The organism is Hydrogenophaga sp. 5NK40-0174, from assembly GCF_040372165.1.
Taxonomy (GTDB): domain Bacteria; phylum Pseudomonadota; class Gammaproteobacteria; order Burkholderiales; family Burkholderiaceae_C; genus Hydrogenophaga.
The window spans coordinates 471540-493108 of the sequence record NZ_BAABWG010000001.1; the positions used below are offsets into that span (position 1 = coordinate 471540).

Annotated in this window: 19 protein-coding genes; 12 read left to right on the forward strand and 7 right to left on the reverse strand. The window is 61.3% G+C overall.

Features of this window, described 5'->3' with window-relative positions; all coding sequences use genetic code 11:
* Positions 1-5 precede the first annotated feature (5 nt).
* Both ABWV89_RS02145 and ABWV89_RS02150 read right to left on the reverse strand, forming a co-directional pair.
* Positions 6-1439 carry an FAD-binding oxidoreductase gene (locus ABWV89_RS02145; protein WP_353393747.1) on the reverse strand — a complete coding sequence of 478 codons (1434 nt, stop codon included), beginning with the start codon at positions 1437-1439 and terminating at the stop codon, positions 6-8.
* A gap of 13 nt (positions 1440-1452) precedes the next feature.
* Positions 1453-1926, reverse strand: coding sequence for a DUF2069 domain-containing protein (locus ABWV89_RS02150; protein WP_353393749.1), 474 nt, complete (start codon positions 1924-1926; stop codon positions 1453-1455).
* 51 nt (positions 1927-1977) lie between these two features.
* Here ABWV89_RS02150 and ABWV89_RS02155 point away from each other — a divergent pair, with 51 nt between their 5' ends.
* Positions 1978-3243 (forward strand): YihY family inner membrane protein, encoded by a 1266-nt coding sequence (locus tag ABWV89_RS02155; RefSeq protein WP_353393751.1) that lies wholly within the window; start codon positions 1978-1980, stop codon positions 3241-3243.
* 20 nt (positions 3244-3263) lie between these two features.
* Here ABWV89_RS02155 and ABWV89_RS02160 read toward each other — a convergent pair whose 3' ends face one another.
* Positions 3264-4082, reverse strand: a complete 819-nt coding sequence (locus tag ABWV89_RS02160; protein WP_353393753.1) for an alpha/beta fold hydrolase — start codon at positions 4080-4082, stop codon at positions 3264-3266.
* A 46-nt stretch (positions 4083-4128) separates the two neighbouring features.
* Entirely contained in the window at positions 4129-5436 is a 1308-nt protein-coding gene (locus ABWV89_RS02165) for an O-acetylhomoserine aminocarboxypropyltransferase (RefSeq protein ID WP_353393755.1), read from the reverse strand.
* 170 nt (positions 5437-5606) lie between these two features.
* On the opposite strand from ABWV89_RS02165, the gene ABWV89_RS02170 reads away from it, so the two are divergent.
* From ABWV89_RS02170 to ABWV89_RS02190, 5 genes are all read left to right on the forward strand, one after another.
* Positions 5607-6068, forward strand: a complete 462-nt coding sequence (locus tag ABWV89_RS02170; protein WP_353393757.1) for a CBS domain-containing protein — start codon at positions 5607-5609, stop codon at positions 6066-6068.
* Between the two features lie 80 nt (positions 6069-6148).
* On the forward strand, positions 6149-7249 hold the full coding sequence (gene aroC / locus ABWV89_RS02175; RefSeq protein ID WP_353393759.1) for a chorismate synthase: 1101 nt from the start codon (positions 6149-6151) through the stop codon (positions 7247-7249).
* Positions 7249-8448 (forward strand): MFS transporter, encoded by a 1200-nt coding sequence (locus ABWV89_RS02180; protein ID WP_353393761.1) that lies wholly within the window; start codon positions 7249-7251, stop codon positions 8446-8448. The genes aroC and ABWV89_RS02180 overlap by 1 nt, the downstream gene beginning before the upstream one ends.
* A gap of 152 nt (positions 8449-8600) precedes the next feature.
* Positions 8601-9545: a VOC family protein gene (locus ABWV89_RS02185; protein WP_502903117.1), complete on the forward strand. Its 945-nt coding sequence runs from the start codon at positions 8601-8603 to the stop codon at positions 9543-9545.
* The gene (locus tag ABWV89_RS02190) at positions 9539-10447 is read left to right on the forward strand and encodes a sugar phosphate isomerase/epimerase family protein (RefSeq protein ID WP_353393763.1); all 909 of its coding nucleotides are present in this window, start codon (positions 9539-9541) and stop codon (positions 10445-10447) included. Before ABWV89_RS02185 ends, ABWV89_RS02190 begins: the two co-directional genes overlap by 7 nt.
* Positions 10448-10454: 7 nt before the next feature.
* Here the strand turns inward: ABWV89_RS02190 and ABWV89_RS02195 are convergent, their stop codons facing one another.
* The 3 genes from ABWV89_RS02195 to ABWV89_RS02205 all read right to left on the reverse strand — a co-directional run bounded on the left by ABWV89_RS02195 (position 10455) and on the right by ABWV89_RS02205 (position 13308).
* Positions 10455-10829, reverse strand: coding sequence for a rhodanese-like domain-containing protein (locus tag ABWV89_RS02195; protein ID WP_353393765.1), 375 nt, complete (start codon positions 10827-10829; stop codon positions 10455-10457).
* Between the two features lie 11 nt (positions 10830-10840).
* Positions 10841-12247 carry a chromate efflux transporter gene (gene chrA, locus ABWV89_RS02200; RefSeq protein WP_353393767.1) on the reverse strand — a complete coding sequence of 469 codons (1407 nt, stop codon included), beginning with the start codon at positions 12245-12247 and terminating at the stop codon, positions 10841-10843.
* Between the two features lie 176 nt (positions 12248-12423).
* Positions 12424-13308, reverse strand: coding sequence for a pirin family protein (locus tag ABWV89_RS02205; protein ID WP_353393769.1), 885 nt, complete (start codon positions 13306-13308; stop codon positions 12424-12426).
* Between the two features lie 376 nt (positions 13309-13684).
* Between ABWV89_RS02205 and ABWV89_RS02210 the strand changes: the two genes are divergently transcribed.
* The 6 genes from ABWV89_RS02210 to ABWV89_RS02235 all read left to right on the forward strand — a co-directional run bounded on the left by ABWV89_RS02210 (position 13685) and on the right by ABWV89_RS02235 (position 21386).
* Positions 13685-14152: a (2Fe-2S)-binding protein gene (locus ABWV89_RS02210; protein WP_353393771.1), complete on the forward strand. Its 468-nt coding sequence runs from the start codon at positions 13685-13687 to the stop codon at positions 14150-14152.
* 2 nt (positions 14153-14154) lie between these two features.
* Positions 14155-16368 (forward strand): xanthine dehydrogenase family protein molybdopterin-binding subunit, encoded by a 2214-nt coding sequence (locus tag ABWV89_RS02215; protein ID WP_353393773.1) that lies wholly within the window; start codon positions 14155-14157, stop codon positions 16366-16368.
* Between the two features lie 243 nt (positions 16369-16611).
* Complete coding sequence (locus ABWV89_RS02220) at positions 16612-16923, forward strand: hypothetical protein (RefSeq protein WP_353393775.1); 312 nt, start codon at positions 16612-16614, stop codon at positions 16921-16923.
* Between the two features lie 296 nt (positions 16924-17219).
* Positions 17220-18632, forward strand: a complete 1413-nt coding sequence (locus ABWV89_RS02225; protein WP_353393777.1) for a hypothetical protein — start codon at positions 17220-17222, stop codon at positions 18630-18632.
* Between the two features lie 196 nt (positions 18633-18828).
* The gene (locus ABWV89_RS02230; RefSeq protein ID WP_353393779.1) at positions 18829-20790 is read left to right on the forward strand and encodes a DUF4178 domain-containing protein; all 1962 of its coding nucleotides are present in this window, start codon (positions 18829-18831) and stop codon (positions 20788-20790) included.
* Between the two features lie 326 nt (positions 20791-21116).
* Positions 21117-21386 carry a hypothetical protein gene (locus ABWV89_RS02235; RefSeq protein ID WP_353393781.1) on the forward strand — a complete coding sequence of 90 codons (270 nt, stop codon included), beginning with the start codon at positions 21117-21119 and terminating at the stop codon, positions 21384-21386.
* The last annotated feature ends 183 nt before the right edge of the window (positions 21387-21569 follow it).

Below are 21569 nucleotides of genomic sequence, written 5' to 3' on the forward strand. Positions count from 1 at the left end.
ACCGGTCAGGCCAGCACGCGGCCCGGGTTGAGAATGCCTTGCGGGTCCAGCGACTGCTTGATGGCCCGCATCAGGTCGAGGGCCACTTTGTCCTTGTAGCGGGGCAGGGTGCTCGCTTTGAGGCTGCCGATGCCGTGCTCGGCGCTGATGGAGCCGCCGAATTGCACCACCGCATTGAACACCAGCTCGTTGATGCGCTTTTCGTGGCTGATGAGGAAGTCCGCTGCGTCGCCGCCTTCGGGTGCCTGCACGTTGTAATGCAGGTTGCCATCTCCCAGGTGGCCGAAGTTGACCAGCCGGATGCCCGCCATATAGGTTTGAAGAGCGCGGTCGGTGGCGGCACAGAAATCAGCGATGGCGGACACCGGCACGCTGATGTCGTGCTTGATGTTCAGGCCTTCTTCGGCCTGCGCCAACGGAATGCTCTCACGAATGTGCCAGAACTGTCGCGCGTGCGCGATGTTCTGGGCCACCACGGCATCGGTCAGGACTTCGGCTGCCAAAGCGGACTCCAGCAGATGCTCGAAGCGCTCGCGGGCGTGGGTCTCAGACTCCGCATCGCTGATCTCGAGCAAGACGCACCATGGCGTTTGCTGCCAGAACGGGACGTGCAGCTGCGGGAAATGCTTGTCGACCAGGCTGAGGGAGAACTGGTTCATGACCTCAAAGCCGGTGAGGCTGGCGCTCAGGTTCTGGTGGGCCATGCCGAGCAGTTCTGAGGCCTTCTCCAGTCCGGGAACGGCGGCCCAGGCCGTGAGGCGGGCAACAGGCTGTGGGTAGAGCTTGAGCGTGGCCCCGGTGATCACGCCCAGGGTGCCTTCGCTGCCAATGAACAGGTCACGCAGGTCGTAGCCGGTGTTGTCTTTGCGCAGGCCCGACAGACCATTCCAGATCTCGCCTTGTGCGGTCACCACTTCCAGCCCCAGGCACAGATCCCGGGCATTGCCATAGCGCAGCACTTGCGTGCCACCAGCATTGGTGGAGAGGTTGCCGCCAATCGTGCAACTGCCTTCGGCTGCCAGCGAAAGAGGAAAGAGCAAGCCTGCTTCGGCAGCCGCCTCCTGCACGTTCTGGAGAATGCATCCAGCGTCCACGGTGCAGGTGAGGTTGGCGGCGTCGATCGCCCGGATCTTGTTGAGCCGCTTGAGACTGAGAACCACCTGCTGGCCCGACGTATCAGGCACGGAGCCCACCACGAGGCCGGTGTTGCCGCCTTGAGGAACAACGCTGGCACGGTGCGTCTGGCAGGCCCTCAGAACTGCCGCGACCTCATCCACGCTGGCAGGGCAAACGACGGCAAGGGCTTCGCCTTTGGCTCGCTTGCGCCAGTCCTGCTCGAAAGCTGCCATGTCGTTCGCATGGCGGTCACGGGTCAGGACGTGGGTGTCGCCCACGCAGGCACGCAGGGCAGTCAGCAGGTCTCGGTTGTCTTGGCTCATGGACGATGGCCAGTCATTGTTTGCCTGGCGGAACGGGATCTTTTGCGGCGCCAAATTGTTCAGCATAGGCCGCAGCATCGGCAGCAATGGCTTCTTTGCCCGCGCTGCGCAGGCGGATGCGCACATGCAGCGCGCAGGCGACGAACAGCTCAACGCACAGAACGACCTGCACAAATGCCAGCACGGCCGACAGGCCCGTGTCGCTGTAGGCTCGGACAGCACCCTCGGTGAAATACAGCCAGACCAGCAGACTCACCCATCGGTAGGTGTACATCCGGTTCTTGAGCAGGCCACCCAGAGGCAGGGTCAGGGGCAGCACTTTGAGCGCCCACCAGGACCCCCCGGGCCGCAATGGTGCCAGCCACAATTCCCATGCCAGTCCCAGCAGAATGAGGCTGACCAATGCCGTGACGGCCATCAGTCGCGTGATCGCAATGGCCTTGCGGGGAGGGAGGGGGGAAGCAGGTGTGTTGTCGGGAGCAGTCATGTGTCTCGGATGGGGACTGGGCTTGAGGCCCGGCAGTGGCATGATACTGGCATGAACGATAGTGACCGTTTTGATCAGGTCAAAACCTTTTTGTCGGCCTTGTGGCAGGCGCTGCTCAAGTTTCCGTGGCGCAATACTGCAGATACGCTGCAGGAGCGTTTTCGCGAGGACCGGCTGGGCCTGACCGCGAGCAGCCTGACGTTCACCACCACCATCTCTCTGGTGCCGCTGTTTACCTTGGCGCTGGCGGTATTCAGCGCGTTTCCGATGTTTGCGCGCATGCAGGCGGACTTGCAGTCATGGCTGGTCAGGGGCCTGGTGCCGGACAACATTGCCAAGCAAGTCATCAGCTACCTGGGGCAGTTTTCCTCCAAGGCAGGGCAGATGGGCTGGGTGGGCGCCGCAGCCTTGCTGGTCACTGCGCTGGCCCTGATTCTCACCATTGACCGCAAACTCAACGACATCTGGCGCGTGCGCAAGACCCGGGGTTTTACGCAACGGGTGCTGGTGTACTGGGCGGTCTTGACGCTGGGGCCGTTGTTGCTGGCGGGCAGCCTGTCCATCACTTCCTATGCCATTTCCGCCTCAGCAGGTCTGATTGCCTCCAAAGGGGCGATTGGTGTGGTGCTCGATACGGTTCAGTTCAGTCTGGCGGTGCTGGGCATGGCAGCGCTGTTCAAGTACGTGCCGAACACCAAGGTGCGCTGGACCCATGCCCTGACTGGGGGCTTGTTCGTGGCCACAGGTCTGGAGCTGGCCAAGAAGCTGCTGGCCTTGTACCTGAGTTCCGTGCCCACGTATTCCGTGGTGTATGGCACTTTTGCCACCGTGCCCATTCTGCTGGTCTGGATTTACCTGGTGTGGGTGATCGTGCTGCTGGGGGCGGTGGTCACGGCTTATCTGCCCAGCCTGCTCGCCGGCATTGCGCGGCGGGGTGGGTCGCCCGGCTGGAACGTTCAGCTGGCACTGGAAGTGGTGGGGCAGTTGGTGTCAGTCAAGGATGCGCCGCAGCGTGGCTTCAGTTTGCAGGAGCTGGCACAGCGCCTGAGGGTGGACCCGCTGCAGCTGGAGGAGCCCATGGGCGCCCTGTCGGACCTCGACTGGGTGGGGCGGCTCGACGAGGACGACGAGCGCTACGTACTGCTCGCAGACCCATCGATCACAGTGGCCGCGCCGCTGCTGGAGAAGCTCCTGCTCGACTACAACGCCAGCACGGCGGCACTGTGGAACGCCTCAGGCCTTTCCGGCCTGAGTCTGCAGCAGGTACTGGCTCGGCACCCGGCCATGATGCCGCTGCCACTGGAAGAGTTCAACTAACCGGTTGCGCAGGCGGAGCATCAGCCCTGCAGGAATTCCCGCAAATGCTGCAGGGTGGCGTCCGGTGCTTCCGTCATTTCGTGGTGTCCCACAGGCACGGTGTTCACGCTGAAACGCTTGCCGTGCTCTTTGGCCGCACCGATGAGGCCCTTGGCCGCCTTGGGATGGGTCATCTGGTCACGATCGCCCAGCAGGAACAACACAGGGCAAGTGACCTGGGCCATGGCCTCCAGGCCGTTCGCATAGCTGTCGCAGGCCTTGAAGCCGCGATGAAAGACGTTGACGCTGCTGTTGCTGCGCAGGACCTTGCGGCCAAGCGCCATGCTGGCGCCGTAGATCCAGGTGCCAGGGCCGAGCGCGGAAGGTGGCGGCGCCAATGTGGACCACGAGAACACGTTGATCATCTTGAGTGCTTTTTCGGGCTCGTTCTGCGATGCGTCGAGCAAGGCTTCTGACACTTTCATGGGGTAGGCCGTGCCGACCATGCCCAGGTGCGTGGCGCGATTGCCCAGGCGGGCGGCAGCCTCCAGTGCGATGAGTGATCCCCAGCTGTGGCCCACCAAGGCTGCCCGCTCAATGCCGGCAGCGTCCAGCAGCGCGACAACGAAATCGGCAGCTTCTTCCACGGAGGCAGGTGCTTCGCCTTCGCTGCGGCAATGGCCGGGCAGGTCGACCGCCAGCACGTTCCAGCCGTGGTTGGCGAGGAAACGGCTTTGCAGAATCCAGACGCTGTGGTCATTGAGCACTCCGTGGATGAAGACCACGGAGGGCTTGGCCGGATCGATCGTTTTGCCACCGGTGTAGCAGTAGGTGTTGGCGCCGTTGACGGTCAGTTGCATGGGTGTGTGCCTCCAATACGTGAATCGGGCGTCAGAGTGTTGTTGTTCATGCTGCCTTCTCCGCTGCTTTGAGTGCACGCTTGAGGTCATCGATCAGGTCGGCCGGATCTTCCAGACCGATGGACAGGCGGATGGTGCCAGGCCCGATGCCGCCCGCCGCCAGCGCCTCGTCCGTCATGCGGAAGTGCGTGGTGGACGCCGGGTGAATCACCAGCGAACGGGCATCGCCCACGTTGGCCAGGTGGCTGAAAATTCTCAAGGCCTCGATGAAGGCTTTGCCTTGCTCGCGCGAACCTTTGATGTCAAAGCTGAACACGGCGCCTGCTCCCTTGGCGCCATGGCGGAACAGGCGTTCGGCCAGTGCATGGCTGGGGTGGCTTTCCAGCAATGGGTGGCCCACCCGCGAGACCATGGGATGTGCGGCCAGAAACTCCACCACCTTCTCGGTGTTGGACAAGTGACGCTCCATGCGCAGGGAAAGTGTCTCCAGGCCTTGCAGGATCAGCCAGGCGCTGTGAGGTGAGAGGCAAGCGCCGAAGTCGCGCAGGCCTTCGCGGCGCGCCCGCAGCAGAAATGCGCCCACGGTGCTTTCCTCGGTGAACACCATGCCATGGAAGCCGTCGTAGGGATCGCTCAGCTCGGGGAAATGGCCACTGGCGTCCCAGTCGAACGATCCGCCGTCCACCACCACACCACCGATGACGGTGCCGTGGCCTGAGAGAAATTTGGTGGCGGAGTGGTAGACAAGATCGGCGCCTTGCGAGAGCGGCTGCGTGATGTAAGGGGTGGTGAGAGTGGAATCCACCAGCAACGGCACTTTGGCTGCGTGGGCAATTTCGGCGATGGCGGGTACGTCCAGCACGTCCAGGCCGGGGTTGCCGACGGTTTCCCCAAACAGCAGTCGTGTATTGGGCCGGATGGCGCTGCGCCAGGCGTCCAGATCGCCAGGGGGCACAAAGGTGGTCTCGATGCCGAATCGGCGCAAGGTGAAGTGCAAGAGGTTGTGGCTGCCTCCGTAGAGCGCAGTGGAGGCCACGATGTGCCCGCCTGCACCCATGAGGGTGGAAATCACGAGGTGCAAGGCGGCCTGGCCGCTGGCGGTGGCAATGGCGCCGATGCCGCCGTCCAGCGCTGCCACGCGCTGCTCCAGCACGGCGTTGGTGGGGTTGCTGATGCGGCTGTACACATGGCCCGCACGCTCCTGGTTGAACAGGGCAGCTGCCTGCTCGCTCGACTCGAACACAAAGGAGGTGCTCAGGTGAATGGGCACGGCTCGGGCGCCGGTAGTGGGATCAGGCGCGGCGCCTGCGTGCAGTTGCAGTGTGGAAAAGCCGGGGTCGGAATAGCCGGACATGGTGAATGTGTCTCCTGGTAGCCTGTCTCACCCTGGGGCGCCGCCATTAAGCGGTACGGGTATGTCTGTAGGACATGGAAAACATGTCTCCTGGCCCATTGTGGGCTATATTTGCATTCAAGAGCACGGTCATAGGTGACAGTGCTGCTGAGCATTTGAGGAGAACAGCCATGAAAGTGAGTGACATCCTGCGCGTCAAGGGCGGAACGCTCTACACCATCTCGCCCGAGGAGTCCCTGATTCGGGCCATCGAGACCATGGCCGAGTTCGACATCGGCTCACTGGCCGTGATGGACCACGGTGATCTGGTGGGCATGCTGACGTTTCGCGAGGTCATGCATACCATCGCCAAGAATGGCGGCAGCACGGGAGGCGTACGCGTGCGCTCTGTGATGGATGACCACCCCATGAGCTGCACCCCCGAGACCGAGCTGGATCAGGTGCGCCCCATGATGCTGGAGAAGCACACCCGCTACATGCCGGTCATGGACAAGAAAATGCTCATGGGCGTGATCAGCTTCTACGACGTGGCCAAGGCCGTGGTGGATAGCCAGAACTTTGAGAACAAGATGCTCAAGGCCTATATCCGCGACTGGCCGGAAGAGGAAACAGGCGAGGCTGGCAAGGCCTGAGCCGCACCGGAGCTCTTCAGCGGCTGCATTCGTTTGCCTGGTGACGGAAGCAGCCCGCCGGTCTGGGATAATCTCGTCCCATGAGCGGTAATACATTCGGCACCCTTTTTCGCGTCACCAACTTCGGTGAGTCCCACGGCCCGGCCATTGGCTGTGTGATCGACGGCTGCCCGCCGGGCATGCCGCTGTCAGAGGGTGATATCCAGACCGATCTGGACCGTCGCCGCCCTGGCACCAGCAAGTTCGTGACCCAGCGCAACGAGCCCGATACGGTGGAAATTCTCTCCGGCGTGTACGAGGGGAAAACCACGGGCACGCCGATCGCACTGGTGATCCGCAACACCAACCAGCGCAGCAAGGACTACGGGGACATTCTGCAGACGTTCCGCCCTGGCCATGCCGACTACACCATGTGGCAAAAGTTCGGCATCCGCGACCCGCGTGGAGGTGGCCGCAGCTCGGCCCGCCTGACGGCACCAACCGTGGCCGCTGGCGCTGTGGCCAAGAAGTGGCTCAAGCAGAAGTTCGGCACCGACTTCCGTGGCTGCATGACGCAGATCGGCACCGAGACCATTGGCTTTGAGAGCTGGGACCATGTGCCCGACAATCCTTTCTTTGCACCGGTGGCCGACGTGTCTGCACTGGAGGCCTACATGGATGCATTGCGCAAGAGCGGTGATTCCTGCGGCGCCAGGCTGCGTGTGACCGCTTCAGGCATGCCGGTGGGCCTGGGTCAGCCGATTTATGACAAGCTCGATGCCGATATCGCCTACGCCATGATGGGGCTCAACGCCGTCAAGGGGGTGGAGATCGGTGCTGGTTTTGGCAGCGTGACCCAACTGGGCAGTGAGCACGGCGACGCGCTCAGGCCGAACGGCTTCGCCACCAACAATGCGGGTGGCGTGTTGGGAGGCATCAGCTCCGGGCAAGACCTGGAGGTGAGCCTGGCCATCAAACCCACCAGTTCCATCCTGGTGCCACGCCCGTCCATCGACGTCAACGGCGAACCCACCGAGCTGATCACCAAGGGCCGTCACGACCCCTGCGTGGGCATCCGCGCCACTCCGATTGCCGAAGCCTTGCTGGCTTTGGTGGTGATGGACCATGCGCTCCTGCACCGTGCCCAGTGTGGTGACGTGCAGACCGGAACGCCAGACATCGCTGCTGCCGGCCGGGGCTGATGCCGTCGGAGGGCAAGGCGGGCGATGCTGCGCCCCGGCACCACCTGCTCAGCTTTGCCGCGCTGTCTGCGAGCTATTTCGCCCACATCGGGTTTTTCAATCCCTACCTGTCCCTCTGGTTGAAAGACCTGGGTTTTGGCCTGCTGGCGATCAGCGTGCTGGGCTCGGTGCAATCGGCCACGCGGCTGTTTGCGCCTTATGCCTGGGGATGGCTGAGCGACCACAGTGGTGAGCGCGTCAAGCTGCTGCGGTATGGGGCAACGGCCGCAATGTTGCTCTCCCTGGGGTTGTGGCTGGAACCTGGTGCGGTGCCGCTGTTCTTCCTGCTGCTGCTCATGTTTACCCACACCAGCGGCATGATGCCCATGAGCGAGGCCGCACTGGCGCACTTGGTGAGCGAAGGCGGGGCGTTTGATGCCCGCCGGTATGGACGCGTGCGGCTATGGGGGTCACTGGGTTTCTTGCTGACTGTGACGGCGGCCGGATGGTGGTTTGAGCACCGTGGCATGGGTGACTTCCCGGCCTGGACACTGGCCACGCTTGGTGCCGTGGCACTGAGCAGCTGGTGGTTGCCCGACCACCGCGAGCCCATGCCCGCCAATGCCGTGGCGCGTCCACCCATCTGGCCCGTGCTTCGGCAGCCCGCCGTCCGATGGCTGCTGGCTTCAGCGTTCTTTCATGTGTTGGCGCATATCTTCATCTACGTGTTCTTCTCGCTGTATCTGGATTCGCTGGGCTACAGTAAATCCACCATTGGCATCCTCTGGGCAGTGTCTGTGGTGGTGGAGATCAGCTGGTTCTTCACGCAGGGTCGCTGGCTGCCCCGCCTGCCTTTGACAGGGTGGCTGCTGCTGGCTGCGGTGTTGATGACGGTGCGCATGGTCATCACGGCTGGCGCGCCCCTGGTCTGGCCGCTGTTGCTGCTGGCGCAAGCCTTGCACGCGGTGACCTTTGCCACCCATCACACCGTCTGCATTGCGCTTGTCTCACACCATTTCCCCGGTCGCCTGCGGGGCAGGGGGCAAGCGCTCTATACCGTCGTGGCATATGGCTCTTCCGGCATTCTGGGGGGGCTGGCTGGTGGATTGATCTCTTCCCGCTGGGGCTTGGGCACCGTGTTCTGGGTCTCCGCGGCGTGTGCCCTGGTCGCGAGCTTGTGCGCCTGGCGTCTGATGCGGATCGAGCATGCCTCTCGATAATCCATCCCTTCTCGGGTGACTTTCCCTGAGGGGGAGTCGGTTCGTCCTCGTTCATGATGGAAAACCCTTGGATGCGGTTGCTCCATAATTAATGTACGATCTGGTTAGTTTACTGAGAGTTGGCTCTCAGCACTGATCAGGAGACACATGCCGTGAGCGATCTGCTTTTGAAAACGCCTCAGGCCCGAGAGCCGCTGCAGGCTTCGTTCAGCGATGCCGCCAACCCCATCGGTCTGGACGGTATTGAGTTCATCGAATACGCGACGGCTGAACCCCAGGCCCTGGGGCAAGTGCTGGAGATGATGGGGTTTCGCCCCGTGGCACGGCACCGCTCGCGCGAGGTGCTGCTGTATCGTCAGGGAGACCTCAATGTGGTGGTCAACGCCAACCCGGACGATGCGCCGAGTGCCAATCACGGCCATCGATGGCCGAGGATTTCAGCCATTGCGCTGCGCGTGCGCGATGCCAGAGCCGCTTTTGACTTTGTGGTGGAGCGGGGAGCCTGGGGCGTGCCGACGCACCCGCAGGTGATGGAGCTGAACATCCCGGCCATTCATGGCGCGGGCGGCAGCAGGATCTACTTTGTCGACCGCTACCGCGACTTCTCCATCTATGACGTCGACTTTGTGCCCATCCCGTCTGTGGACCAGCATCCGCCTTCAGTGGCTGGCATCGATTTCTTTGGTGTGGTCCAGTACATCGGGCCGGAGCGAAGCAACGACTGGATCGAGTTCTATGGAGAATTGTTTGGCGCCGAGCTGATTCCCGACGAGGAGCGATTTGGCATCATGCCCAAAGGCACCTTGCTGCGCGCGCCAGCGCTTTCCCCTGAGAAGCGGTTCATGCTTCAGCTGGTGGAGCCTGACCTGCATGTGCACGACGCCGACGAGTGCCTGCAACGCATTGGCCTGGGTGTGCCCGATGTTCATGCCGCTGTCCATGCACTGAGGCAGCTTGGCGTGGAGTTCGTGGAGACGGAGGCGGCGCACACCGAACAAAGGGGAGCCATCAGCAAGACATATCTGGGTTCAGTGGTGTTCGAGCTGGTGCACCGGGAAGCCAAGCCCGTGGCCGCAGCAGGAAAACCATCATGCTGAAGGCGCAGTCCAACGCCGCCATGCGCTGCTTTGGCATGGACACCATTTCCCTGGCAGGCCCGCTGGAGGCCAAGCTGGAGGCGATGAAGAATGCCGGCTTCACGCAGGTGATGCTCAAGGCCAACGACCTGGTCGGGCACCCTGGCGGCTTGAACGCTGCGGTACAGGCCGTGCGCGACAGCGGTTTGCGCGGTACGGGCTTTCAGGTGCTGCGGGATTTTGAGGGCCTCTCTGGCCATTTGCATCACTACAAAGTCGACATTGCCAAGTCCATGCTGGAGATGTGTTCGGCACTGGGTTGCAAGGTCTTGCTGGCCTGTTCTTCCACCTCTGCTCACGCCACGGGTGATGTGGACCAGCTGGCCAAGGACCTGCGCAAACTGGCCATGCTGGCCTTGCCGCTGGGGATCAAGATTGCGTATGAGGCCTTGTCATGGGGAAGGCATGTGAACGAGTTTCCTGCTGCCTGGGATGTGGTCAGCCGTGCAGACTGCCCCAATCTCGGACTCGGCATCGACTCGTATCACATCTTCGCCACAGAGACGTCTCTGGACGAGTTGGACTATGTCGATCCGTCGCGCATCTTCCTCGTGCAACTGGCCGACTTCATGTGGCAGGAAGTGAAAACACCCGAAGAACGCATGGCCACAGCGCGCACCTTTCGCGTGTTTCCGGGTGAGGGCGTGCACACGCCGCAGCTGGTGGAGTTGGTGCTTAAACTGGACGCACTGGGCTACAGCGGCGACTACAGCTTTGAAGTGTTCAACGACGACTACCTGCAGATGCCGCTGCCCATGGTGGCCGATCGGGCTCGGCGCTCTGCGTTGTGGCTGGCCGAAGATGTGCTGCGTCTGTCTGTGCCGTTGCCGAACCAGATGCGCTTGCGCACGGGTCCGGCTTAGGTTCGGTTCAGTCGGTGTTGGCCGTGCCCGCCGCAACGGTCGCGCCACCGGCCTCTATCCAGGCAGCTATCCCGCCCTCAAGGAAGCGCGCATCGGCGCCCATGACCCGCATGACCGTGGTCAACCCCTGGCTGATTTCCTGACCATGCGCGCACGCCAGTACAAGGGGTATGCCTCGGCTGGCGATGTCATCTTTCCATTGCAGCCAGTGCTCTGGGTCGCGCCAGATGGCGCCGGGCATGTCACGCCCTGAGGTTGCGCGCGCCTCTTTGCGGCGCACGTCGACAATCAATGGCGCACTGCCGGCGATCAAGGCTTGGAGGTCTGATACTGAAACCGATACCGTGGCTTCCGAGTGAATAGACTGATCTTGCTTGTTCATCTGGCTCTCCCTCAGGCGACAAAGGCGTGAACGGCCAACCCCATCAGGGCGCAGGCAGCGATGACTTCCATGGGCGAGCGTTTGAAGCGAATCAATGCCAGTCCAGCCATGACGGACAACGCAACAGGGACAGCGGCGACGCCGCCCTCCCAGCCCGCAGGCCACCAGGTGTGCCACGCAAAGAACAAGGCAAGGTTGAGCACCACTCCCACCACCGCGGCTGTGATGGCGGCCAGTGGTGCAGTGAACTTGATGTCGTGACGTGTGGATTCCACCAGCGGGGCACCGGCGAGAATGAAAATGAAGGACGGCAGGAAGGTGAACCATGTGACGATGAGCGCTGCCACCACGCCACCCATCAGTGCCGATGCGCCCTCCAGTGGCTGAAGAACGTATCCGCCCACGAAGGCCACAAACGACACCACCATGATCAACGGCCCGGGGGTGGTCTCGCCCAGTGCGAGGCCATCCATCATCTGCGTGGGCGTGAGCCAGCCGTGGCTGACGACGGCCCCTTGGTACACGTAGGGCAGAACGGCATAGGCCCCGCCGAACGTGAGCAATGCGGCTTTGGTGAAGAAGCCTGCCATCAGGGTGTAGGGGTGCGTCGCACCCAGTGCCCAGGCCAGCAAACCCATGGGTGCTGCCCACAACAGCAATCCGGTGGCGACCACCCACGCAAAGCGGGTCCACCGAAACCGTGTGTGCTCAGCCAGCGGTGTGTCGTCATCGATCAGTGCCGGTGCATGTGAAGGTTTCGCTTTGCTCGCCTGGTGAGCAGAGCCAGACCCAGACCCGGACCCAAAAGCGGAAGGCGCCAAGCGGCCTCTCAGCCACCCCAGCGCGCCAGCGACGGCCACGATGGCGGGGAACGGCACATGCAATACAAACATGGCCACAAACGAAGCCACCGCGATCGACCACAACCAGGCGTTGCTGAGCGTGCGCGAGCCTATGCGGACCACCGCCTGCACCACCAATGCCACGACAGCCGGTTTGATGCCGAAGAAAAGGCCAGCCACCAGAGTGGTATGGCCATACGCCATGTACACCCAGGACAGAGCAATGAGAATGAACAGGGAGGGCAGCACGAACAAGGCGCCGGCCAGAATGCCGCCCCAGGTGCGGTGCATCAGCCAGCCCATGTACGTCGCCAACTGCTGGGCTTCAGGCCCTGGCAGCAGCATGCAGTAGTTCAGTGCATGAAGAAAGCGCTTCTCCGAGATCCAGCGCTTGTCGTCCACCAGGTCTCGGTGCATGAGCGCGATCTGGCCCGCTGGCCCGCCAAAACTGATGAAGCCGAGCTTGAGCCAGTAGCGCAACGCCTGGCCCAGGCTGATCACGCCGGCGAAGCGAGAGCCCGAGGCTGGATCGGCGCGGGTGAGGGAAATACCGGTGTTTCGTTCTGTGTTGTCCATGCGAACTCCGTTGACGGATCGACTCGTCTCGGCGATCCGTGGTGGAGCAGACCTTGGACGCGAACGTCTTGAATCGGGGAGGCTGCGGAGTCCCCTGAATGGAAGCAGATATTAGCGCAGATTCTGGGACGTTTCCGTGACGCACTGATGACCCGCACCTTTGCGCCGGATCGCGATCATTCCCCCAGCCGCCCATCCCGAAAATCTGCCAGCGCCTGATAGATCTCTTCCTTGGTGTTCATCACGAACGGCCCATACTGAACAATGGGCTCCTTCAGTGGGCGCCCGGCAATGATCAGGGCGCGTGTCGGCTCGCTGGCTGATGGGGCGGCAGTGATGCGCACACCACTGCGGCCAGGGCTGGTGGCCAGGATGGCCATCTGACCCCGGGGCACGGGCTTGTCGCCGACCATGGCGCTTCCACGGTAGAGCACCACAAACGCATTGTGCTCAGGCGGCAGGTCCTGCTCGAACGAGGTGCCTGCGGGCAGGTGGACGTCCAGGTAACGCACCTGCGTGGCGTCGCGTGAAACGGCGCCTTGTGTGCCTTTGCTCTCTCCTGCGATGACGATGACTTCTGCGCCCCCTGTATCCGTATAGCGTGGCAGTGCCTCGTGCTTGAAGTCGCGGTACCAGGGCGCGGCCATCTTGTCTTTGGCGGGCAGATTGAGCCAAAGTTGAGAGCCTTCCATCACGCCGTCTTCCTGCTGGGGGATTTCGGAATGGATCACGCCTTTGGCAGCGGTCATCCATTGCACGTCACCGTTTTCCAGCAAGCCTTTGTTGCCGGCGCTGTCCCGGTGCAACATGCGGCCCGCGATCATGTAGGTCACGGTTTCGAAACCACGGTGCGGATGGTCGGGAAACCCGGCAATGTAGTCATCCGGGTCGTCGCTGCCAAAGGCGTCCAGCATCAGGAACGGGTCCAGGCGATGCTGCAGGTCTTGCGTGAGCAAGCGGGTGAGTGATACGCCGGCGCCGTCGGACGTGGCCATGCCGGCGACGAGACGTTCGACGCCTCTCGGGACAAAGGTGCTTTGCATGTGTTTCGAATCAGCCATGGGCCGACTGTAGCGCTACGCCGGCAACCGCGGAGCCAGTGGGTGTTTGAGATGAAGAAGGGCGGGCTGGTCTCGCATGCAGTAACTGGCTGTTGCCTGTGCCGGATGCCTGACTGTCAATGGACTGGTCGATACAAAGGGTTGCAAATTTGGAAGATTGGCCGTCATACGTCCCAATGATTGCCATTCCCGCGCCGGCGGTGCGTTTCCGCGTTGCGTGGCATGGGGGCGGGGTGCGCACTTGTCTCGTCCGGGACCGCGACTCAGGGTCTACCCCAGTGCAGCTTGGGAGCGCCTCACTAGAGTGGCGGATGGCACGGCTTGAATGATGCAGCTTCGCTGCGCCTTGCGTGAACCACAACACGGAGACAACCCCATGGTGACTTTGAATGTGAACGGGAAGGCGGCATCCGTCGATGCCGACCCCGACATGCCCTTGCTCTGGGCATTGCGTGAAGACCTCCAACTGACCGGCACCAAGTTTGGCTGCGGCATGTCTCTGTGCGGAGCATGCACCGTGCATGTGGACGGCCAGGCCGTGCGTTCCTGTGTGACGCCCATTTCATCGGTGCAAGGCAAGACGATCACGACGATCGAGGCTGTGAGTGCCACGCCGCAAGGCAAGGCAGTGCAGGCTGCCTGGGTGGCGAACGATGTGCCGCAGTGCGGCTACTGCCAGTCCGGCCAGGTGATGAGTGCTTGCGCTTTGCTCAAGTCCAAGGCCAAACCCACTGATGCCGACATCGAAGAAGCCATGAGCGGCAACATTTGCCGCTGCGGCACTTACAACCAGATCAAGGCGGCCATCAAGGTGGCCTCGGTCACGCTGAGCAAGGGAGGCTGATCATGATTCACGTTCAAGACCAGGATCAGGGCCGAGCATTCGCAGGGGCAAGCGCATCCGATGACGCGCCTGCTGCTTCCATCGTTTCCACCACGCGGCGGGGTTTTCTGGCCAGCGCTGGCGCCACTGCGCTGGTGATTGGCTTCACCTTGCCCACATCGGGCCGTGCACTGGCCGCCGCCGACAAAAACTTTGCGCCCAATGCCTGGCTGCGCATCACGCCCGACAACCACATCACGGTGGTGTGTGGGTCGTCCGAGATGGGCCAGGGCGTTCTGACCGCCATTCCGCAATTGCTGGCCGAGGAGCTGGACGCTGACTGGACGAAGGTGGGCGTGGAGCAAGCGCCGGTGAGCGCCTCTTACAACAACCCCGCCTTCGGCATGCAAGCCACCGGTGGCTCCACCACAGTGCGTGGGCACTGGGAGGTGGTGCGCCGAGCCGGCGGCACGGCGCGCGCCATGCTCATCGCTGCGGCTGCTCAGCAATGGAAAGTGCCGGCAAGCGAATGCAGCACGGCCAACAGCCATGTCATGCACAAGGCCAGTGGCAAGAAGCTCAGCTACGGCGAGCTGGTGGGCGCAGCTGCCCAGCAGAAGCCGCCAGAGAAAGTGGAGCTCAAGCCCAAGTCCGACTTCAAAATTCTGGGGCAACGCAAGCACCGGCTCGATACCAAAGGCAAGACCGACGGTTCAGCGAAATACGGCCTGGACGTGAACCTGCCCGGCATGCTGGTGGCCGTGATGGCACGTGCGCCGATGCCGGGTGCCAAAGCGGCCAAGGTGGACGACGCTGCGGCCAAGGCCACCAAGGGTGTCAAGGCAGTGATTCCGCTGGACAGCGGCGTGGCTGTGCTGGCCACTGGCTACTGGGCAGCCAAAAAAGGGCGCGACGCGCTCAAGATCGATTGGGACCTCGGCCCCAACACGGGCCTGGACAATGCCAAGGTCACCGCCATGCTGACCGAAGGCGCCAACAAGGCCGAGGCCATCGCGCGCAAGGAAGGCGATGTGGCGTCTGCCAAGGCTGCGAAGACCATCAAGGCCACTTACGACGCCCCCTACCTGGCGCATGCTTGCATGGAGCCGATGAACTGCACATCGTGGGTCAAGGCAGACAAGGGCGAGGTGGAGATCTGGGCGGGCACGCAAAGCCAGGGGCCTGTGCAAGGCATTCTGAGCCAGGTGGCCTCTGTTGACCCGGGCAAGGTCAAGGTCAACACCATGATGCTCGGCGGCGGCTTCGGCCGGCGCTTCGCACCAGACTTTGTCATCGACGCCACGGTGCTCTCCAAGATCAGTGGTGCACCCGTCAAGCTCATGTACACACGCGAAGACGACATGGCAGCAGGCTTCTACCGGCCAGCCGCTGTGGCGCAATTCGAGGGCGGTTTGTCTGACGATGGCAAGCCGGTGTCCTTCACCGCCGGAGTGGGCTCGCCTTCCATCATGGCCGCCTCGGGCTTCATGAAGATTCCCGAGACCGGTGTGGACAGCTTTGCGATGGAAGGCATCAATGACCACCCATATGACATCCCGCACCAGCGCATCGCCTATGGCCGGCAGGAGCCGGGGCCGCAGGTGTGGTTCTGGCGCTCGGTCGGCCACTCGCAAAACATCTTCTTCAGCGAGAGCTTCATCGACGAGATGGCAGCCGCCGCTGGCAAGGATCCATTCGAGTTCCGTCGCGGCTTGATGAGCAAACAGCCGCGCTACAAGCAGGTGCTGGAGCTGGCTGCCGAGAAGGCTGGCTGGGGCAAGCCGCTACCGGCCGGTGTTCACCGCGGCATTGCCGTGGCACAGAGCTTTGGCAGCTATGTGGCCGAGGTTGCAGAAGTGTCAGTTGGAGCCGATGGCAAGCCCAAGGTGCACCGCGTGGTTGCGGCAGTGGACTGCGGCATGACGGTCAACCCCACCATCATCGAGCGGCAGATCGAAGGCGCCATCGTCTTTGGTTTGACGGCGGCGCTCTACGGCAAGCTCGACATCAAAGACGGCCGTGTGCAGCAAAGCAACTTCCACGATTACCAGATGCTCCGCGCCAACGAAATGCCCAAGGTGGAAGTTCACATCGTGGACAGCACGGAAGCGCCTGGCGGTATTGGCGAGCCCGGCACACCGCCGATTGCACCAGCGGTGGCAAACGCCATCTTCGCGGCAACGGGCAAGCGCTTGCGGAGTTTGCCGTTTGATACGGAAGCTTTGAAGAAGGGGTGATTCTTCACGTGGCCACCTGGCCGCTTTTGCTCGCCAGGGAGACGCCGAAAGGCGTCTCCCTTTCCTTTTTGTGGTGGCCCTGCATCAGTCATACCCCGAAATCGGTGCGACACAAGAAAAGACGCACGGTTGTGGGGTGTGGATACGGCCGTTGAGCGCGCGGAGCAACAAGCGCGGCCTATGATCGGACTTGAAGACTGCCTGGGCCGAATCGTATGACCCAGAGCAACAGGGAGGAACAACATGTACGACAAAGACGGAAGACCCATCGTCATTCCGATGAAAGAGCGCCCCGCGGCGAGGCGCTTCTTTGCTACGTCCCATGGCTGGGCAGGTCTGGGTTGTTTTGGCGCTGCCATTCTTTTTGCGTTTCAGCCCAGTTCAACTCCAAGCGGCGGAAGGACTGCGCTTTTCTCTCAGCTGATTCATGAAGTGTTGGGTCCGATGTTTGGCGGCTACGCCTACACGGCGTTCTTTGCCATCGCAGGGCTGGGGTTTGCCTGGTCCGGTGTGCGGAAGGCAATGAACTGGACTGAAAGCGTGAACTGGAAGTGATGATTTTTTCCGTGATTTTCAGTCGAGTGTTCTCTGGACCGGCACTGCACGGCTTGTTGCAATGCGACGGTGAAAGATGGGCTTTCGGTGGTCAAGGCTGCTGACTGTTTAACGAGAGCAGCCAGATGATTCATCCTGTGCATTGCCCCACTTGCGAGACAGAGCTCTGGACGCCATGCGAGGGTGCCAGCGTCTTGGTGTGCAACCACTGCACCACAATGGTCGTGCGCAACCAAGAGGCTTGGTCCTACGTTGGACGGTCGGGAAAGTCGTTCACTGGCGCCGGTTCGTTGCGCATGAAACAAGCGGGCGAGTTGGGTGGCCAGCGTTTCCGGTTGCAAGGGCAAGAAGAGCATTCGGACGAAGCTGGCAACGTCCAATGTGATTGGTTTGCCTGTTATGACGATGGACGGATGGCGTTACTGAGTACATCGGCCGATGGGAGTGCCCGATGGTTTACGCCTCTTGGATCCAAAGCAGCGCTTCCGCCGTTTGACCAGTGGATTGAAGGCGCGACCGCGCGGTTGAATGGCGTTTCATACCGCGTGGTGGCGAAGCAGATGAGGCGGCAGACGAGTGCGCGTGGCGCTGTTACCCGGCCGCTGAAGTCAGAGGATACGTTTGGGCTGGTGACACTGATGAGCGCGGGCAGGGGCTGGCTTTGGGTGGACTACTCTCGCAAGGATCCTCGAATTTGGTTGGGCAGGGAAGTTTCGCTGGAACGCTTGGGTCTCCTTGAAAACCAGGGAATGCTATCTGCAGGTTCGGTCGCCTCTGGCTTGGTCGCCGCCGGTGTGGCGTCGGCTGTGGGCGGTCTTGCTTCTGAGGGCCTTTCCGCCGAGTCAGCCCCTTGGCCCAGCAAACTGGTAGATGACACAGGCTCGCCGCCAATGCCGCGCTTGCTCCTGGATGCATTTGGCTATTTTGAGAAAGCCGACCGGCGCGTGACCAAGGTCGACCGGATCTCTCTCCAGAATGGACAAGGCGCGTTCGGCTGGACCCAGTATCAACTGACAGACTTTCGCGGACGCACCGCCATGCTGGTGGACCGTGGGGACGATTGGCATTTTTTGAAGGAGTTGCGCGAAGCATTCCCGTTGAGCACTGATGGTGCGTCCCTGATGGTCGATGTGAGGGAGTATGGCTTAACCGGCAAGTACCGGGCGACGATCGCTTGTCTGGGGAATGATACAGAGGAAGAAGCGCAAGTGCTTCCAAGTGCAGCTGAGACCGAGCTTCGAGTCTTCCGGCAGGTAGCTGCAGAGAGTGGCGAAGAGGCCATCGTGTGGTGGGCGGGGGGCGGCGGCTCTGCGGATCGCATGTGGATCGGAAAAGAGGTAGCGCAGGACGATGTGTCTGCTGCCTTTGCGGTGATTGATTTCGACAATCCAGCCACTAGGCATCAGGGCGAAGAATGTGCTGGGGTACCTTTGGTGCTTCCAGACATCGGCTATGACTCCGCATTGGTCAATAATGCGCGCCCCCTCGATTGGCAAGACCTTCGTAGGCGAGTCGGGATGGGGGTGATAGGGGTATTGTTTCTAGCGTGGGGTATCAGACTCTGGACGATGAACGCCCAATCTCCCATCGCCATCACTTTGCTGGTGTGTGCCGCGTTGGCTTTGGTGGGTTCCATATTCGGGAACCGACTGCAGGAGCTCGTGCGAAGCGGTGCAGAGTCTCTACTGAGCTCCATGCGGAGGGAGTGATCACACGATGACCACAGAATTGAACTTGGAGCCCAAAGCAGATGAACGGACACGCAGCGCTCTTTGTCCTGGCTGCGGTACCCGTCTCGATTTCAGCAGCTCGGCTGTTCGATTTGTTGTATGCGCCCATTGCGGTTCGACCTTGGCTAGGCGCTCGAAGAGCTGGTCCCGAGTGGGGCGATCTGGCGACGAGTTCTTGGGCCACAGTCAGCTTCGACTGAACCAGGAGGGCGAGCGAATCGGGGTCCCGTTTCGGCTTGTGGGCCGTGAGCAGTTTGAGGACGACAACACCTGGCACACAGATTGGCATGTGGCCAGAGATGATGGACGGGTGTCGCAACTCAGTGAAACGGACGGGGGCTACGTCTGGTATGAGTTCCTGGGTCAGCAGGTGGCCCAGTTGCCGCTGGATGCTTGGGTGCTGGGCCAGTCCATCTGGCTCAATCGGCTTGAATTCAAGGTGGGCGCCATTCGCACATGCTCGCAAGGAGGCGCGGAAGGTGAGGTAGGGCATGCATTGCTTCCTGGCGAAACGTTTGGCTTGATCGAGCTGCGCAGCAATACAGGCAAAGTGCTGCGCATTGACTACGCTGTAGAGCAGCCAGCGTTCTGGTTGGGTGATCGGGTGAGCTTGAATAGGTTGAAGCTCGACGCCGACCTCCCGGACGGCGACAACACTGCCAACATCGAGAGAATTTCATGTCCGTCCTGCGGAGGACGAGTGGATGTGTATGCAAAAAGCGCGTCTTCGGCGACGTGTGTGTCTTGTGGCACCTTGATCGACTTGAGCGACTTCAGCATGTTGTCGGGTGAACGGGCGTCTTTGGCAGCAGGCTTTGCGCCATTGATCCCTCTGGGGACGACGGGTGACCTTCAGGGCAAAACCTGGGAGGTTGTTGGCTATGAAAAAAGGGTAGGGGATTCGTCTCTCGATGCCTTCGTCTGGTCTCACTACCACCTCTACAACCGCGATGAAGGCTTCGCGCAATTGATCGAGTTGCGCGGTACTTGGCGTTTGTTTCGACGATCGGCCGGAGCGCCATCCCTATCTGTCACCCGCGGTAAGGCCTCCTTTCAAGGCAATGAGTACTACCGCGTCAACCAGTTCGGGGCTTCCACGTCCAACGCGATTGGCGAGTTTGCCAGGCGGGTGCGCTTGGAACGAAATGTTGTGTGCATGGACTACCGCCACTCCCCTGTGGAAGGCACCATGCGCTTTCTGTTCGGTGAAATGGATGGTGACGAGGAGTACTGGCTGGAAGGGCAGACTGTCAAGCGGGAAGAAGTGGGCAACGCATTTCCTCAACTCAATGAGGCGCTGTCGATGAGCGTGGTTGAGAGCGCTTCCATGCTTCAACCAGGGCAAATGATCGATGCGATCGGCGTGATTGAAGGCTCGGAGTGGACAGTTGTTGGCTATGAAAGGTTTGGTCCGAAGGAAAAGCCGGCAGACAAGACCGCCAAATCCATGACCACTCAATTCCAGTTGCGATCGGATTCGGGTGGCGAAGCACTGCTGGTGCAAAGAGGTCACGACTGGCAGTTTTTGCGAGCCATTCATGACCACGACGTCAAGGTCTCAAGAGAGAAGGGACATTTGAGCCATAGTGGGGCGAAATACGAGTTTTCAGACGAGAAAGAGGTTACCTGTCATTTCGTTCACGGGGAAATGGGCTACCCACATGCGGTTGGAGAGAGGCTGCGGTTCAAGGAGGCGTGGCAGGGCCGTAGCGAAGATGCGCCGGCTTTTCTGCGAGTCGACCAATTGCCGGGAGACAAGAAACGCTGGTGGTCGGGCATGTGCCTGTCGACGAGCGAAATTGTGATCGCCTTTGGCGTGAAAGTGGCTGCACCACCGCCGCCGCCTCGGTCTGATACCGGTTACAGCGACTCAAGCGTCTCTTCGATGTATGGGTCTAAGGAGACCCTTTGGTCCATGGTGAGGGATGCGCCATTCCTGGGCCTGATCGGAGGACCATTGATGTCGCTGGGTGGATGGTCCTTGATCCAATGGATGTTGAACTTTACGCACTCTGGCGACTGGAGTGCTGGAGGCGCCATTCTTATCCCCGTTTGGTTGGTTGGCGTGATGTCTATTCCCATGGGGATCGGTGTCTTCTTAATGGGCATTGTGGCTCTGTTGTCGCAGGGAAGGTAGGGTGGTGTGCCGCTTTGAGTGACTCGGGGGCCCCAACTCAGATGCACTGACAGTAGCGTCTGCAATCGCCGCGACCGAGCTGGAACAGGCCTTTGTTCCTGACCCACACTCAATCTGCATTCGCACACTGCCCAAGGCGGCACAGGCGCTTGCGACTCAATCGATTGAAGCGGTGATGCCGGCGTAGAAAGAACCTTTGGTGAAACACGAGGGGATGCGCTTGAGTGGGCTTCCCCTTTGTTTTGGTTTATGGTGCCAATGCAAGCGCATGGCTGCCCTCTGGATGTGGGGGGAAGGTTCAGTGGATCTTGTGAGCAGGGAGGGATATGAACAACAGCACACGTTCACGCGTGCAAAGAGTTGCCGCTTGGTATGCTGCCTGGGCGGTGGTCAATGTTGGTGTTGCATGGTTTCACATCGGTGATGGCGGTGCGGGCGTTCATCTTGCCTTGATGTTCTCTGGCTTTCCTGCGGCGACAGGTTCGCTCTTGTTGGATCATGGGTCGATGGTGGCAGTGGTTTCAGCTGCCTTGCTGGGATTGGTGCAGTGGTGCCTGGTGGCGTTGCTATGGGTATGGGCCTACCCGGAGAGATAGCGCATGACAGACAACAATGAGTTCGCAAATGATGCGCGGCCAAAAGGTAGCGCCCCCAGCGTGACAAAGCCAGAGCGTCGTGCCGGAGCTTTGTGGCAATCGCCTTTGGTCTACTTGCTGGTGATAGGTGTGCCGTCGCCGGCGGTTGTGATTGCAATGATCTGGTCGGACCTTGTCGCCGTC